Source organism: Kitasatospora sp. NPDC057198 (genome assembly GCF_042670125.1).
Classification (GTDB): Bacteria; Actinomycetota; Actinomycetes; order Streptomycetales; family Streptomycetaceae; genus Kitasatospora.
Genome location: NZ_JBHUWH010000188.1, coordinates 1 through 13,818 on the forward strand (window position 1 = coordinate 1; position 13,818 = coordinate 13,818).

The following is a 13,818-nucleotide window of genomic DNA, read 5'->3' on the forward strand; positions in this document are numbered from 1 at the left end:
CCCCCTCGCTCACCGAGGGGGCGGGCCGCCGTCCGTCGTCCTGCGTTCAGGCCCTCTTGCGCTTGCGCAGCCAGGCGGTCGCCCCGCCGGCCACCACCAGCAGGCCGCCGCCCACGGCGTACACGCCGGACGAGCCGACGGAGCCGGTGGGCGGGGCGAGCCGGGCGGCGGCGGGCTCGGGGCCGGTGCTGGGTTCGGCGGCCGCGGCGGCGCCGGCGGTCCACCCTCCGGCGGCCAGGCACAGCACGGTGCCACCCACGACCTTGCCCACACGCTTCGACCGGATCATGGTCCATACCCCCAGAGACGGCACTTCAATCCTTGCTGTACCGGCCTCGACGGTATCGGATCCGACGGCCTTTCTGATCCCAGGTCAGCTTCCACCGGGCAAGCGTTGCATGAACGTTGTGTACGGAGGGTGGCCGGAGCCGGAACGGGCCGACCGGGGCGCCCGGGTCAGGAGTTGTAGGTCTGCTGGGCCCGCTCCAGGCCGTCCGAGAGCAGCGCCTCGACGGCGTCGGCGGCGCGGTCGACGAACCAGTCGAGGTCCTTGCGCTCGGTGGAGGAGAAGTCCTTGAGCACGAAGTCGGCGACCTCCATCCGGCCGGGCGGCCGGCCGATGCCGCAGCGCACGCGGTGGTAGTCCGGGCCGAGCGACTTGGTGATCGACTTGAGGCCGTTGTGGCCGTTGTCGCCGCCGCCGGTCTTCAGCCGCAGCGCCGCGTAGTCGAGGTCGAGCTCGTCGTGGACGGCGACGACCGCCGAGGTCGGGACCTTGTAGAAGTCGCGCAGCGCGGTGACCGGGCCGCCCGAGAGGTTCATGAAGGTCATCGGCTCGGCGAGGACGACCCGCCGGCCGGCCAGCCGCCCCTCGGCGACCTGGGCGCGGCTCTTGTGGGCCTTGAACCTGGCGCCGATCCGCTGGGCCAGCAGCTCGACCACCATGAAGCCGATGTTGTGCCGGTTGCGGGCGTACTCCTTGCCCGGGTTGCCGAGGCCCACCACCAGCCAGGGGCCGTCGTACTCGCTCATGCCGCTCCTCACGCGGGTGTTCTCCGTACCGTCACATCATCCCGGACACGCCGCTGCCCCGGCCGTCCGCGCACGGGGCGGGACGACCGGGGCCGCGGAGCGGCGGCGATCAGGCCTCGACGGCCTCGTCGGCGGCGGCCTCGGTCTCGGCGGCCTCCTCGGTCTCGGTGGCCTCGGGGGCCTGGGCGCCGATGACCTGCAGCACGACGGCGTCGGCCTCGACGGCCAGGGTCACGCCGGAGGGCAGGGTGATGTCGCCGGCGGTGATGGAGGCACCGGCCTCCAGGCCCTCGATCGAGACGGTGACCGACTCGGGCAGGTGGGTGGCCTCGGCCTCGATCGGGAGGGCGTTGAGCACGTTCTCGATCAGGTTGCCGCCGGGGGCCAGCTCGCCCTCGGTGTGCACCGGGATCTCGACGGTGACCTTCTCGCCGCGCTTGACCAGCAGCAGGTCGACGTGCTCGATGGAGCGCTTGATGGCCTCGCGCTGCACGGCCTTGGGCAGCACGTACTCGTCCTTGCCCTCGATCGGGACGACCAGCAGGGCGTTCGGGGTCTTGAGCGCCATCATCAGGTCGTGGCCGGGCAGGTTCAGGTGCACCGGGGCGTGGCCGTGGCCGTAGACGACACCGGGGACGAAGCCGGCGCGGCGGGCGCGACGGGCGGCACCCTTGCCGAACTCGGTGCGGGCTTCGGCGGCAAGGCGGATCTCGGACACGGCTGCACTCCTCGTGAAGCGAAGGGGTGCAGGAACGACAGAACCGCCGGGCCACACCCTCAAGTACGTTTGGGGGGACGCTCGGCGGTTCGATCAAGGCGCATCGTTCTCGCGCGTCGATCACGGAGCACCGAATGGGCATCCCTCGCCGAGCAGTCTCCCAAGACTAACCGGGCGGTGGCGCGGACGTGAAATCGGCCCCCCGCTCCGGGTCGGGGCGGGGGGCCGATCGGGGTCTGACGAGGGGTCAGTGCACGCCCTCGAAGAGGCTGGTGACCGAGCCGTCCTCGAACACCTCGCGCACCGCGGCGGCGATCGACGGGGCGATCGACAGCGTGGTGATCTTGTCCAGCTGGAGCTGGGCCGGGGTCGGCAGGGTGTTGGTGAACACGAACTCGCTGACCCGGGAGTTCTTCAGCCGGTCCGCGGCCGGGCCGGAGAGCACGCCGTGGGTGGCGGCCACGATGACGTCGGCGGCGCCGGCGTCGAACAGCGCGTCGGCGGCGGCGCAGATGGTGCCGGCGGTGTCGATCATGTCGTCGACCAGGACGCAGACCCGGTCCTTGACGTCACCGACCACCTCGGCGGACAGGATGGTGTTGGCCTGCGACATGTCGCGGCGCTTGTGGATGATCGCCAGCGGGGCGCCGAGCCGGTCGCACCACTGGTCGGCGACCTTCACGCGCCCGGCGTCCGGGGAGACGATGGTCAGCTTGGAGCGGTCCGGGACGCGGTCGCCCACGTAGTCGGCCAGCATCGGCAGCGCGAACAGGTGGTCCACCGGGCCGTCGAAGAAGCCCTGGATCTGCGCGGTGTGCAGGTCCACGGCCATCAGCCGGTCGGCGCCGGCCGTGCGCAGCAGGTCGGCGACCAGGCGGGCCGAGATGGGCTCGCGGCCGAGGTGCTTCTTGTCCTGCCGGGCGTAGCCGTAGAACGGGAGGATCGCCGTGATGCTGCGGGCCGACGCGCGCTTGAGCGCGTCGATCATGATCAGCTGCTCCATGATCCACTGGTTGATCGGAGCCGTGTGGCTCTGGATCACGAAGCAGTCCGCGCCGCGGGCGGAGTCCAGGAAGCGGACGTAGATCTCGCCGTTGGCGAAGTCCAGGGCCTTGGTCGGGACGAGTTCGGTGCCCAGCTCGCGGGCGACCTCCTCGGCAAGTTCGTGGTGGGCACGGCCGGAAAAGAGTTTGAGCTTCTTCTCACCGGAGGTCGTGATCCCGCTCACTGCACCGTCTCCTCGTGTATTGCCACTCTGGGTGAGTACGCCGAGGCACGGCCGGACAGGCCCGATGGCGCACGTATGTACTTCAGGTTACGCGCCCCGCCACCGGTCCGGCGGCCGGGGACCACTCCTCAAGATCCCCGGCCGCCCCGTGCGACTACTGCGTCCCGGCCGCCTCGGCAGCCGCCCGGGCGGAGGCCGAACCCGGCCGCTTCCGCTCAACCCAGCCCGCGATGTTGCGCTGCTGGGCCCGCGCGACGCCCAGCGAACCGGCCGGGACGTCGTTGGTGATCACCGATCCGGCGGCCGTGTAGGCGCCGTCACCCACCGTCACCGGAGCGATGAACATGTTGTCGGAACCCGTGCGGCAGTGGGCCCCGATGACCGTCCGGTGCTTGTTCACCCCGTCGTAGTTGACTGTGACGGACGCCGCACCGACGTTGGTGCCCTCGCCGATCGTCGCGTCCCCGATGTACGACAGGTGCGGGACCTTCGCCCCCTCGCCGAGCTCCGAGTTCTTGATCTCGACGTAGGTGCCGGCCTTCGCCCCGCGGGCCAGCGTCGTGCCGGGCCGCAGGTACGCGTACGGGCCGACGGCGGCCTCCGGGCCGATCTCGGCGCGGTCGGCCGTGGTGTTGCTCACACGGGCGCCCGCGCCGACCGAGGTGGCGGTCAGCGTGCTGTTCGGGCCGACCTCGCAGCCCTCGCCGAGGTGGCTGGCGCCGTACAGCTGGGTGTTCGGGTGGACCAGCGCGTCCGGCTCGTAGGTCACCTGCACGTCGAACCAGGTCGAGGCCGGGTCGACCACGGTGACGCCGGCCCGCATCGCCCGCTCCAGCAGCCGGTCGTTGAGCAGCCGGCGGGCCTCGGCCAGCTGCACCCGGTCGTTGATGCCGGCGACCTCCCGGTGGTCGGCGGCCACCGCCGCGCCGACCCGGTGGCCCTCGCGGCGCAGGATCTCCAGGGTGTCGGTCAGGTACTCCTCGCCCTGCACGTTGTCGGTGCCGACCAGCGAGAGGGCGAGCGACAGCAGCTTGGCGTCGAAGGCGAACACCCCGGAGTTGATCTCGTCCACGGCGAGCTGCTCGGCGGTGGCGTCCTTGTGCTCGACGATCGCGGTGACCTCGCCGTCCGGGCCGCGCAGGATCCGGCCGTAGCCGGTCGGGTCGGGGACGCGGGCGGTCAGCACGGTGACGGCGTTGCCCTGCTCGGCGTGCGCGGCGGCCAGCGCGCCCAGCGTGGCGCCGGTGAGCAGCGGGGCGTCGCCGAAGGTGACCAGCACGGTGCCGTCCAGCTCCACGCCGTCGGCGGCGAGCGCCTCCAGCGCGGTGCGCGCGGCGTGGCCGGTGCCCCGCTGCTCGGTCTGGACGACCTGGCGGGCGGCCGGGTAGTGCTCGCTCAGGTGCGCCTGGACCAGCTCGCGCAGGTGGCCGACCACCACCAGCAGCTGACCGGGCGTCAACTCCTGGGCCGCGCTGACCGCGTGGCCCACCAGGGAGCGGCCGCAGATCTCGTGCAGCACCTTCGGCAGGGCCTTGGACTTCATCCGGGTGCCGCCCCCGGCGGCGAGCACGATCACGGCGGCGGGCTGGTTGGCACTCACTCGGGAGGACTCCTCGGTCGATGCGGGGTTGAGGGCGCACCGAGGATACCGAGAGGAAAACAACGGAAACCGTCCGAAACGGTCCAGGTGGCCGGAAACCGGCCGGAAGGGGCTCCGCCGCTAGGATTCGAACCCAGACAAAGGCCTCCAAAGGGCCCTGTGCTGCCATTACACCACGGCGGAAAGGGCGCGTCGCGCGCCCAGCACAGACTACGGCTTGACGGCCCGTTGCTCCACCACCTTCCGCGAAGGCACACGAACGACGCCCCGCCCCCGCCCCGGCCCCGCCCCGTCCGCCGACCGGCCCGCAGGTCGGCCGGGAGCCGGGGGCGGACCGGGCGACACGTCCGCGCACGGCCCTTCCCCTTGCCCCGGCCCGGTACCTACGATGCCGTAGGTTACGGACACGTAGGTATCTGCCGGACCCTCTCCCCCCAGGAAGCGCCATGACCATCGAGGCCGGGCAGGCGCCGCCGCGCGCCGCCGAGGACGACCGCACCCCCGCCGGGGACGACCGCGCCACCGCCGCCGAACGGGGCGCGACGATACTGTCCGCGACCAGGGGCGGCGAGCGGCAGGGCGCGCTGGAGCGCGTCACGCTCTCCCTGTTCATCGCCGTGCCGTTCCTCGCCCTGTTCGCCGCCGTCCCGGTGGCCTGGGGCTGGGGGCTGTCCTGGCTGGACGCCGGCCTCGCGGTCGGCATGTACTTCCTGACCTGCCACGGCATCACCGTCGGCTACCACCGCTACTTCACCCACGGCGCCTTCAAGGCCAACCGCCCGCTGCGCCTGGGCCTGGCGGTGCTCGGCTCGCTGGCCGTCGAGGGCCCGCTGGTGCGCTGGGTCGCCGACCACCGCAAGCACCACCGCTACTCCGACAAGGACGGCGACCCGCACTCCCCGTGGCGCTACGGCGAGAGCGTGCCCGCCCTGCTCAAGGGCCTCTGGTGGGCGCACATGGGGTGGATGTTCGACGAGGAGCAGACCCCGCAGCTGAAGTACGCCCCCGACCTGGTCCGCGACCCGGCGATAAGGCGGATCTCCCGGCTGTTCTGGCTGTGGACGCTGATCTCGCTCGGCCTGCCCGCGCTGGTCGGCGGCCTGGCCACCTGGAGCTGGCAGGGCGCGCTGACCGCCTTCTTCTGGGGCTCGCTGGTGCGGGTCGCGCTGCTGCACCACGTCACCTGGTCGATCAACTCGATCTGCCACGCGGTGGGTTCGCGCCCGTTCAAGTCCCGCGACCGCTCCGGCAACGTGTGGTGGCTGGCCGTGCTGTCCTGCGGCGAGTCCTGGCACAACCTGCACCACGCCGACCCCACCTCGGCCCGGCACGGCGTGCTCCGCGGCCAGGTCGACTCCTCCGCCCGGGTCATCCGCTGGTTCGAGCGGGCGGGCTGGGCGCACGACGTCCGCTGGCCCGGCGCGGAGCGGATCGCCGCCCGCCGCGCCGCATGAGGCAGCGCCTACAGCATGATGGAGGGGTGAACGGGACCAACGGAGACAGCGCCGGCCATCGGCAGCCCTCGCGCCGCGGCGGGGGCAAGGGCGCCGGCCGGGTGCGGATGACCGGCAAGCAGCGCCGCGAGCAGCTGCTGGAGATCGGCCGGGCGGTCTTCGCCGAACGCGGCTACGACGGCACCTCGGTGGAGGAGATCGCCGAACGCGCCGGGGTCTCCAAGCCCGTCGTGTACGAGCACTTCGGCGGCAAGGAGGGCCTGTACGCGGTGGTGGTCGACCGCGAGATGCAGCTGCTGCTCGACATGGTCACCGGCGCGCTCACCGGCGGGCACTCCCGCGAGCTGCTGGAGCAGGCCGCGTTCGCGCTGATGGACTACATCGACACCTCCACCGACGGCTTCAAGATCCTGGTCCGGGACTCCCCGGTGGCCCAGTCCACCGGCTCGTTCGCCTCGCTGATCGGCGACATCGCCACCCAGGTCGAGGACATCCTCGGCCTGGAGTTCAAGTCCCGGGGCTTCGACCCCAGGCTGGCGCCGATGTACTCGCAGATGCTGGTCGGCATGGTGGCGCTGACCGGCCAGTGGTGGCTGGAAGTGCGCAGGCCCGCCAAGGCGGAGGTCGCCGCCCACCTGGTCAACCTCGCCTGGCACGGCCTGGAGGGCCTGGAGCGGCACCCCAAGCTGGTCGGCGACCGCAAGAACTGACGATCGGCCCGGGGCCGCCCCGGGCCGCCGGCGACAGGAGCGCCCGTGGCGGTCTTCCTGCTGGCCCTCGGCGCCGCCTGCTGCCTGGGCGCCGGGTTCGTCCTGCAGCAGCACGCCGCCCAGCGGGCGCCCAGCGGCGACCTGCTGCGCTGGCGGCTGCTGCTCGACCTGATGCGGATGCCGGACTGGCTGCTCGGCATCGCCTTCATGATCGGCGGCCAGGCGCTCTCCGCGCTCGCCCTCAGCCAGGGCGAGGTCACCCAGGTCGAACCGCTGCTGGCCACCAACCTGGTCTGGGCGATGCTGCTGGCCCGCCGGATCACCGGCACCCGGCTGGGCCGCTCCGGCTGGATCGGCGTCGCCCTGATCGCCCTCGGCGTCACCGCGTTCATCGCCGCCGGGCGGCCCGAGGGCGGCGGCCCCGAGGCCGGGCCGCTGCGGTACTGGCTGGTGTTCGGCACCGTCTCCGGCCTGGCCCTGCTGCTGGTCGCGGTGGCCCGCCGGCTGCCGCTGTTCGAGGAGGCGACCCTGCTGGCGCTGGCCGCCGGGCTGCTCTACGGCCTGCAGGACGCGCTCACCCGCGCCACCTTCGACCGGATCGACCGGGACGGGGCGGCCGCCGCGCTGGTCTCCTGGCCGCCGTACACCGTGCTCGGACTGGGCGTGATCGGCCTGCTGCTGGTGCAGTCCGCCTTCGAGGCGGCGCCGCTGCGGATGTCGCTGCCCGCGCTGACCGCCGCCCAGCCGCTGGCCGGGATCGCCTGCGCGGTGGGCTTCCTCGGCGACCGGCTGCGGGTCACCCCGGGGGCGCTGGCCTGGCAGAGCGCCGGGCTGGCCGCGATCGTGGTCGGCGTGGTCGTGCTGGGCCGCCACCCGGCGCTGCCGGGCGCGAAGTGACGCCGCGTCAGCGCCTGACGGCGACGGCGAGGACCCGGCGGAACGGGAACAGCGTGCCGTGCTCCGTCGCCGGGTACGCCGCGCGCAGCAGCGCCCCGTACTCGGCCAGGAACTCCGCCCGCTCCCCCGCCTCCGGCAGCAGGTCCAGCACCGGGCGCAGGGTGGAGCCCTTGACCCACTCCAGCACCGGGTCGGGGCCCGGCAGCACCATCGTGTAGGTGCTCTCCCAGACGTCCGCGGCGCAGCCCGCCGCCAGCAGGGTGCGCGCGTAGCGCTCCGGGTCGTGGCAGGAGGCGTCCGGGCGGGCGGCGGCCAGCCGCCCGCGCCAGCGCGGGGTGCGGCGCAGTCCGGCGAGCAGGGTGTGGCTGGGGGCGGCGAAGTTGCCGGGCAGTTGGAAGGCGATCACCCCGCCGGGGCGCAGCGCGGCCGCCCAGCGGGGCAGCAGCTCCAGGTGGTCGGCGGTGTCGGTGTCCATCCAGTGCAGGGCGGCGTTGCAGGCGATCAGGTCGGGCCGTTCGGGCGCCGGGTCGTACGCCGTGACGTCCTGCTCCCGGTACTCGGCGGTGGGCTCGCCGTCGGCGCCGCGGGCCTTCGCCAGCAGTTCGGGCGAGGAGTCCAGGCCGAGCAGCCGGGCGTCCGGCCAGCGGCGGCGCAGCGCGGCGGTGGAGTTGCCCGGTCCGCAGCCGAGGTCCAGCACGGTGGGGCGGGGCGGCAGTTCGGGGACGCGGGCGAGCAGGTCGGCGAACGGGCGGCCCCGCAGGTCGGCGTAGCGGAGGTACTGGTCGGCGTCCCAGTGGGCGGGCATGGCGGACTCCCAAAAGTATCTCGACATCAAGATATCTCTGCCGGTACCGAGACTTCCTTTGTTATCTCTTGATGTCAAGAGACTTCACATCGACACACCCCCCGATACACTGATCGCCATGGAGGACGAGGTCGACCGCCTGGTCGCAGCATGGCGCCGAGAGCGCCCCGACCTCGACGTGGAACCGCTTGAGGTCCTCAGTCGGGTGAGCCGCCTCGCCCGCCACCTGGACCGGGCCCGCCGCACCGCCTTCGCCGAGCACGGCCTCGAACCCTGGGAGTTCGACGTCCTCACCGCCCTGCGCCGCGCCGGAGACCCCTACCAGCTCTCCCCCGGCCAGCTCCTCACCCAGACCCTGGTCACCTCCGGCACCATGACCAACCGGATCGACCGCCTCACCGCCAAGGGCCTGGTCGTCCGCCTCCCCGACCCCGACGACCGCCGCGGCGTCCTGGTCCGCCTCACCGACGCCGGCCGCGACAAGGCCGACCAGGCCCTGGCCGGCCTGCTCGCCCACGAGCGCGAGATCCTCTCCCAACTCGCCCCCGCCCAGCAGACCGAACTCGCCGCCCTCCTGCGCAACCTGGTCGCCCCCTTCGACCGCGCCGGACAGTAGACAAGAGCCCTGACAGGGGCTCGGGGAACGGCGAGAACCCCCGCCAGGGGCTCGGGGAACGGCGAGGCCCAGTCTGCTGACGGTTCACTGCCGTGGCGTGCATCGGCTTCTGGTTCTGTTAAGGCACGCAGCAGCACGGACTCGCCGTTCCCCGAGCCCCTGTATGTGCGCGTTCCGCCGTCCGTACCGAGCCCCCGCGAAGGGTCAGAAGCCGTCCGGGTACGGGGTCGCCAGGGCCGGGGGCTTGGTGCGGGCGGTCTGGTAGCCGGGGAGGAGGGCGGCGAGGCGGTCGCGGACTTCGGGATCGGAGTTGACGGTGGCGGCGCCGTAGAGGCCGGTGAGGCCGCCGGCCAGGTCCTCGGGGGCGGTGGCGTGGTCGGCGACGGTGGCGAAGATGCGGGGGTGCGCGGTGGGGAGGCGTTCCTCGCTGTCGGAGAAGAGGGCCTCGTTGAGCTTCTCCCCGGCCCGCAGGCCGGTGTAGCGGATCTCCACCTCGTCCGCGCCGAGCTGGACCTGTTCGGCGAAGTTGTGGACCAGGTCGACGATCCGGACCGGCTCGCCCATGTCGAGGACGAACACCTCGCCGCCCTCGGCCATCCGCCCGGCCTCCAGGACCAGGCCGACGGCCTCCTCGATGGTCATGAAGAAGCGGGTGACGTCGGGGTGGGTGACGGTCACCGGGCCGCCGCTGCGCAGCTGCTCCTCCAGGACGGAGAGCAGCGAGCCGCGCGAGCCGAGGACGTTGCCGAAGCGGACGGCGGCGAAGACGCCGGTGCCGAGGTTGCGGGCGTCCCGGGCGTTGGCCTGGACGATCAGTTCGGCCAGCCGCTTGCTCGCGCCGAGCACGGACGTCGGGTCGGCGGCCTTGTCGGTGGAGATCAGCACGAAGCGCTCCACGCCGGTGGCGAGCGCGGCCTCGACCAGGTGGTCGGTGCCCAGCACGTTGGACTTGACGGCCTCGCTGGGGTGGCGCTCCAGCAGCGGCAGGTGCTTGTGCGCGGCGGCGTGGAAGACCACGTCGGGGCGCAGGTCGCGGAAGATCTGCTGGATCCGGGGGCGGTCCCGGATGTCGGCGATCACCAGGGACTCGTCGGTGAGCAGCGCCTCGCCCCAGATGTCGAGCTGGAGCCGGTGCAGGTTGGACTCGTCGTGGTCGAGCATGTAGAGCGCGGCGGGCCCGAACGCCTGGACCTGGCGGCACAGTTCGCTGCCGATCGAGCCGCCGGCGCCGGTGACCAGGACGCGGCGGCCCTCGATCACGGTGCGGACGTCCGGGGAGACCACGTGGACCTCGTGCCGGCCGATCAGCCGGTTGACGTCCAGGGTGCGCATGTCGGAGCCGACCACCTCGCGGCGCAGCGCGGACAGGAAGGACGGCAGGTAGCGGACGGCGGCGCCGGCGGCGGCCGCGGCGGTGGCGAGTTCGCGCACCCGCTGGTGCGGGAGGCCGGGGATGGCGAGGACCACGACCTGGGCGCCGTGGGCGAGGGCCAGGCCGGTGAGGTCGGCGAGCGGGCCGAGGACGGGGCTGCCGGAGACGTCCTGGCCGGCCTTGCCCGGGTCGTCGTCCAGGACCCCGACCGGGTGCAGGCCGAACGCCGGGGTCCGGTCCAGGTCGCGGACCAGGGCGGTCCCGGCGGATCCGGCCCCGACCACCAGGGTGCGCAGGCCGGTCGAACCGGCCCGCTGGGCGGGCAGCGGGGTGCGGGCCCCGGGCGGGCGTGCGGCAGTGCGGTGCGGCGACATCTGACCTCCGGTCTACCTGACTCACGGAGTGGAGCGTGCGGGATGGGGCGGGGCTCGTATCAGCCCGCGCCGGGGCCTGTGGCGGAGGCGACGGTCGGCGGAGGGACGGGAGCGGGAGCGGGGGTGTGCGCGGCCGGCGGTCCGGGCGGGTCGGTGGGCGCGATCCCGGCCCGGCGGGCGACCGCGACCGCCGCGAGCGTGGAGTGCACCCCCAGTTTGCCCAGGACGTTCTGCATGTGGGTGCGGACGGTGTGCGGGGAGAGGAACAGCCGCTCCGCGACGGCCTGCCGGCCGAGGCCGGCGACCATGCAGCGCAGCACCTCCTCCTCGCGGGGGGTGAGCGCGGCGACCAGGCGTTCGCTCTCCGAGCGGTCCCGGCGGGCCGAGGTCAGTTCGCGGACCACGCCGGTGAGCAGCGCGGGCGGCAGGTGCGTCTCGTCCCGCCGGACGCCGCGCACCACGGTCATCAGGGTGCTGAGCGAGCTCTCCCGGGCCACCCAGCCGTGCGCCCCGGCCTGCAGGGCGCGGGCGGCGCGCTGCGGGTCGTCCGCGGCGGCCAGCAGGACGGCCCGCACCTGCGGGTGGGCCCGCCGGATCCGGGCGACCAGGGCGATCCCGTCGGTCAGCGGCCGGGCCTCCTCGGCCCGCCCGCCCGCCGCCCGCCCGCCCGCCGGCCGCGGTGCGCCCGGCTGCGGTGCGCCGGGCTGCGGGTGCGCCCCGGCGGGGGCGCGCCTGGGCGCGGGTAACGAGGTCGGGCCGCGGGTCGGCGGCGGCGCGGCGCCCAGGTCGACGTCGACCAGCACCACGTCGTACGGGCGGTGTTCGGTCACCGCCCGCTCCAGTGCGCGTTCGGCCGCCGCCGCGCTGCCCGCCGCCCCGACGTCCACGTCGGGTTCGGCGGCCAGTGCCGTGGCGAGCGCCTCGGCGAAGATCCGGTGGCCGTCGACCACCAGGACGCGTGTACGCCCCATTCGTCCTTGCCCCCCTGCTCGTGGCCCGACCCCCACCGGTCCGCCACCCAGCCTACGGGCGCGTGCCGGTACGGCGTGGGGGTTTGGTGAAGTTCCTGTACACAGGGTCTTCGGGGGTGGTGGCCGGGCCCGGTGGCGGGCTGGTCAGGCGCGGTGGGCGAGGGTGAACTCCCAGGCGTCGGCGACGATCCGGTCGAGTTCGGGGCGCTTGGGCACCCAGCCCAGGGCCTCGCGGGCGCGGTCGGCGGCGGCGACCAGGACGGCCGGGTCGCCGGGGCGGCGGTCGGCGACCTGCACCGGGATCTCGCGGCCGGTGACCCGCCTGACCGACTCGATGACCTCGCGCACCGAGAAGCCGGTGCCGTTGCCGAGGTTGCAGATCAGGTGCTCGCCGGGCTTGGCGGCGTCCAGCGCCAGCAGGTGGGCCTCGGCCAGGTCGGCGATGTGGATGTAGTCGCGGATGCAGGTGCCGTCCGGCGTCGGGTAGTCCTCGCCGAACACCGCGATGTGCGGGCGCTGCCCGAGCGCGGCCTGGAACACCAGCGGGATCAGGTGCGACTCCGGCTCGTGCCGCTCGCCGTAGCGGCCGTAGGCCCCGGCCACGTTGAAGTAGCGCAGGCTCACCGCGGCCAGGCCGTGCGCGAGGGCCTCGGAGGTGATCAGGTGGTCCACCGCCAGCTTGGTCGCCCCGTAGGCGTTGGTCGGCGAGGTGCGCGCGCTCTCCTCGATCGGCACCTGCTCCGGCTCCCCGTACACGGCCGCGGTCGAGGAGAACACCAGCCTGCCCACACCGGCCTTGCGCATCGCCGCCACCAGCTCGAGCGAACCGGCCACGTTGTTGCGCCAGTACTTCTCCGGGTCCGCCACCGACTCGCCCACCTGCGAGGACGCCGCGAAGTGCAGCACCGCCCCGAACGAGGGGTCCAGCACCTCGGCCGCGTCCTGGATCCGGCCGCGCACGAACTCCGCGCCCTCCGGCACGCCCTCGGCGAACCCGGTCGACAGGTCGTCCAGCACCGTCACCGAGTGCCCCGCCTCCAGCAGGTGCGCCGCCACCACGCTCCCGACGTAGCCGGCTCCGCCCGTGACCAGGTACTTGCTCATGCCCTCTGACCTCCGCGACTTTCGGGTGTTCCTCCCCCGGGAGCATATGGCACCCGCCTGGACGCCCCGTTCAGGCCAGTTGGTCCAGCAGCCCCGTCCGGGCGGCCAGCGCGGCGGCCTCCAGACGGGAGCGGGCCCCGAGCTTGGTCAGCACCCGCTGGACGTGCGTGCGGGCCGTCGACGGGGCGATCCGCATCGCCGCGGCGATCGCCGCGGTGTCCTCGCCGTCCGCGATCCGGGCCAGCACCTGGACCTCCCGCCGGGTGAGCAGCCGCAGCAGCCGCAGCGCCTCGTCGTCCGGCTCCGCCGCCGGCCACAGCAGGTGCTCGAACGCGGCCCGCAGCACGTCCACCGCGACCGCCGCCTCGCCCGCCCGGACCCGCGCGATCGACCGGTCCACCACCTCGATCCGCTCGTCGCTGCGCACGTACCCGGCCGCGCCCGCCGCGAACGCCGCCGCCACCCGCCCCGGCGCACCCAGCGGCCCCAGCACCACCACCGCGATCTCCGGCCGCTCCCGCCGCAGCCGCCGCAGCGGCTCGAACGGGTCCTCCGCCCCGCCGCCCGTCCCCAGCAGGCACACCTCCGGCCGCCGCCCCGCCACCAGTTCCAGGACGGCCCCGCACGGCGAGCCGGTCCCCAGCACCCGGTGCCCGCGCTGCTGCAGGGCGGCCGCCAGCGCCTCGGCCATCAGCCGGTGGTCGTCCACCACCACGAGCCGTGCGCTCATCCCGCGCCCTTCCCTCCCCGGCCAGACAGACGCGCCTCCGGACAGACGCGCCTCCGGACAGACGCACCATCAGAGCGCACAATCGCCCGGCCCGCCAGAGGTCCTCCGGAAGCGGAACCGCGCGAACCCCGGCGCGGCCCGGAAAACGCGGAAGGGCCCGCCGCCCGGCGGGGCCGTCCCGAGCTGAGCGCCCAAGCGGAATAGAAC

The 13,818-nt window shown here is 73.8% G+C and carries 14 protein-coding genes and 1 tRNA gene; 4 read left to right on the forward strand and 11 right to left on the reverse strand.

Features of this window, described 5'->3' with window-relative positions; translation table 11 throughout:
* Window positions 1-46: 46 nt before the first annotated feature.
* The 6 genes from ACFUEL_RS21240 to ACFUEL_RS21265 all read right to left on the reverse strand — a co-directional run bounded on the left by ACFUEL_RS21240 (window position 47) and on the right by ACFUEL_RS21265 (window position 4,761).
* Window positions 47-271, reverse strand: a complete 225-nt coding sequence (locus tag ACFUEL_RS21240; protein ID WP_380238004.1) for a hypothetical protein — start codon at window positions 269-271, stop codon at window positions 47-49.
* 185 nt (window positions 272-456) lie between these two features.
* Window positions 457-1,032, reverse strand: a complete 576-nt coding sequence (pth, locus tag ACFUEL_RS21245) for an aminoacyl-tRNA hydrolase (protein ID WP_380238006.1) — start codon at window positions 1,030-1,032, stop codon at window positions 457-459.
* Window positions 1,033-1,141: 109 nt separating this feature from the next.
* Entirely contained in the window at window positions 1,142-1,750 is a 609-nt protein-coding gene (locus tag ACFUEL_RS21250) for a 50S ribosomal protein L25/general stress protein Ctc (protein WP_380238007.1), read from the reverse strand.
* A gap of 247 nt (window positions 1,751-1,997) precedes the next feature.
* Window positions 1,998-2,978 carry a ribose-phosphate diphosphokinase gene (locus tag ACFUEL_RS21255; RefSeq protein ID WP_380238008.1) on the reverse strand — a complete coding sequence of 327 codons (981 nt, stop codon included), beginning with the start codon at window positions 2,976-2,978 and terminating at the stop codon, window positions 1,998-2,000.
* Window positions 2,979-3,132: 154 nt separating this feature from the next.
* On the reverse strand, window positions 3,133-4,578 hold the full coding sequence (glmU, locus tag ACFUEL_RS21260; protein WP_380238010.1) for a bifunctional UDP-N-acetylglucosamine diphosphorylase/glucosamine-1-phosphate N-acetyltransferase GlmU: 1,446 nt from the start codon (window positions 4,576-4,578) through the stop codon (window positions 3,133-3,135).
* Window positions 4,579-4,690: 112 nt separating this feature from the next.
* Window positions 4,691-4,761: transfer RNA gene (locus ACFUEL_RS21265), tRNA-Gln, on the reverse strand.
* 263 nt (window positions 4,762-5,024) lie between these two features.
* Here ACFUEL_RS21265 and ACFUEL_RS21270 point away from each other — a divergent pair.
* From ACFUEL_RS21270 to ACFUEL_RS21280, 3 genes are read left to right on the forward strand one after another with little or no spacing between them, the layout of a single operon-like run.
* Window positions 5,025-6,032 carry an acyl-CoA desaturase gene (locus ACFUEL_RS21270; protein ID WP_380238012.1) on the forward strand — a complete coding sequence of 336 codons (1,008 nt, stop codon included), beginning with the start codon at window positions 5,025-5,027 and terminating at the stop codon, window positions 6,030-6,032.
* Window positions 6,029-6,742 (forward strand): TetR family transcriptional regulator, encoded by a 714-nt coding sequence (locus ACFUEL_RS21275; RefSeq protein WP_380238013.1) that lies wholly within the window; start codon window positions 6,029-6,031, stop codon window positions 6,740-6,742. Before ACFUEL_RS21270 ends, ACFUEL_RS21275 begins: the two co-directional genes overlap by 4 nt.
* A gap of 45 nt (window positions 6,743-6,787) precedes the next feature.
* On the forward strand, window positions 6,788-7,639 hold the full coding sequence (locus ACFUEL_RS21280) for a DMT family transporter (protein WP_380238014.1): 852 nt from the start codon (window positions 6,788-6,790) through the stop codon (window positions 7,637-7,639).
* A 7-nt stretch (window positions 7,640-7,646) separates the two neighbouring features.
* Here ACFUEL_RS21280 and ACFUEL_RS21285 read toward each other — a convergent pair whose 3' ends face one another.
* Entirely contained in the window at window positions 7,647-8,471 is an 825-nt protein-coding gene (locus ACFUEL_RS21285) for a methyltransferase domain-containing protein (protein ID WP_380238016.1), read from the reverse strand.
* Window positions 8,472-8,562: 91 nt separating this feature from the next.
* Between ACFUEL_RS21285 and ACFUEL_RS21290 the strand changes: the two genes are divergently transcribed.
* On the forward strand, window positions 8,563-9,060 hold the full coding sequence (locus ACFUEL_RS21290) for a MarR family winged helix-turn-helix transcriptional regulator (RefSeq protein ID WP_380238018.1): 498 nt from the start codon (window positions 8,563-8,565) through the stop codon (window positions 9,058-9,060).
* A gap of 204 nt (window positions 9,061-9,264) precedes the next feature.
* On the opposite strand, the gene ACFUEL_RS21295 is transcribed toward ACFUEL_RS21290, so the two are convergent.
* The 4 genes from ACFUEL_RS21295 to ACFUEL_RS21310 all read right to left on the reverse strand — a co-directional run bounded on the left by ACFUEL_RS21295 (window position 9,265) and on the right by ACFUEL_RS21310 (window position 13,611).
* On the reverse strand, window positions 9,265-10,806 hold the full coding sequence (locus ACFUEL_RS21295) for a polysaccharide biosynthesis protein (RefSeq protein ID WP_380238019.1): 1,542 nt from the start codon (window positions 10,804-10,806) through the stop codon (window positions 9,265-9,267).
* A 59-nt stretch (window positions 10,807-10,865) separates the two neighbouring features.
* Window positions 10,866-11,777 (reverse strand): LuxR C-terminal-related transcriptional regulator, encoded by a 912-nt coding sequence (locus tag ACFUEL_RS21300; RefSeq protein WP_380238021.1) that lies wholly within the window; start codon window positions 11,775-11,777, stop codon window positions 10,866-10,868.
* Between the two features lie 144 nt (window positions 11,778-11,921).
* Window positions 11,922-12,881: a UDP-glucose 4-epimerase GalE gene (gene galE / locus ACFUEL_RS21305; RefSeq protein WP_380238022.1), complete on the reverse strand. Its 960-nt coding sequence runs from the start codon at window positions 12,879-12,881 to the stop codon at window positions 11,922-11,924.
* Window positions 12,882-12,951: 70 nt separating this feature from the next.
* Window positions 12,952-13,611 carry a LuxR C-terminal-related transcriptional regulator gene (locus ACFUEL_RS21310; protein ID WP_380238023.1) on the reverse strand — a complete coding sequence of 220 codons (660 nt, stop codon included), beginning with the start codon at window positions 13,609-13,611 and terminating at the stop codon, window positions 12,952-12,954.
* Between the last annotated feature and the right edge of the window lie 207 nt (window positions 13,612-13,818).

Excerpts from the sequence above, each read along its gene's own strand:
- pth (WP_380238006.1), bottom strand. The coding sequence starts at position 1,032 with ATGAGCGAGTACGACGGCCCCTGGCTGGTGGTGGGCCTCGGCAACCCG.
- ACFUEL_RS21270 (WP_380238012.1), top strand. The coding sequence starts at position 5,025 with ATGACCATCGAGGCCGGGCAGGCGCCGCCGCGCGCCGCCGAGGACGAC.
- ACFUEL_RS21275 (WP_380238013.1), top strand. The coding sequence starts at position 6,029 with ATGAGGCAGCGCCTACAGCATGATGGAGGGGTGAACGGGACCAACGGA.
- ACFUEL_RS21285 (WP_380238016.1), bottom strand. The coding sequence starts at position 8,471 with ATGTCGAGATACTTTTGGGAGTCCGCCATGCCCGCCCACTGGGACGCC.
- ACFUEL_RS21290 (WP_380238018.1), top strand. The coding sequence starts at position 8,563 with ATGGAGGACGAGGTCGACCGCCTGGTCGCAGCATGGCGCCGAGAGCGC.
- ACFUEL_RS21295 (WP_380238019.1), bottom strand. The coding sequence starts at position 10,806 with ATGTCGCCGCACCGCACTGCCGCACGCCCGCCCGGGGCCCGCACCCCG.
- ACFUEL_RS21300 (WP_380238021.1), bottom strand. The coding sequence starts at position 11,777 with ATGGGGCGTACACGCGTCCTGGTGGTCGACGGCCACCGGATCTTCGCC.
- galE (WP_380238022.1), bottom strand. The coding sequence starts at position 12,881 with ATGAGCAAGTACCTGGTCACGGGCGGAGCCGGCTACGTCGGGAGCGTG.
- ACFUEL_RS21310 (WP_380238023.1), bottom strand. The coding sequence starts at position 13,611 with ATGAGCGCACGGCTCGTGGTGGTGGACGACCACCGGCTGATGGCCGAG.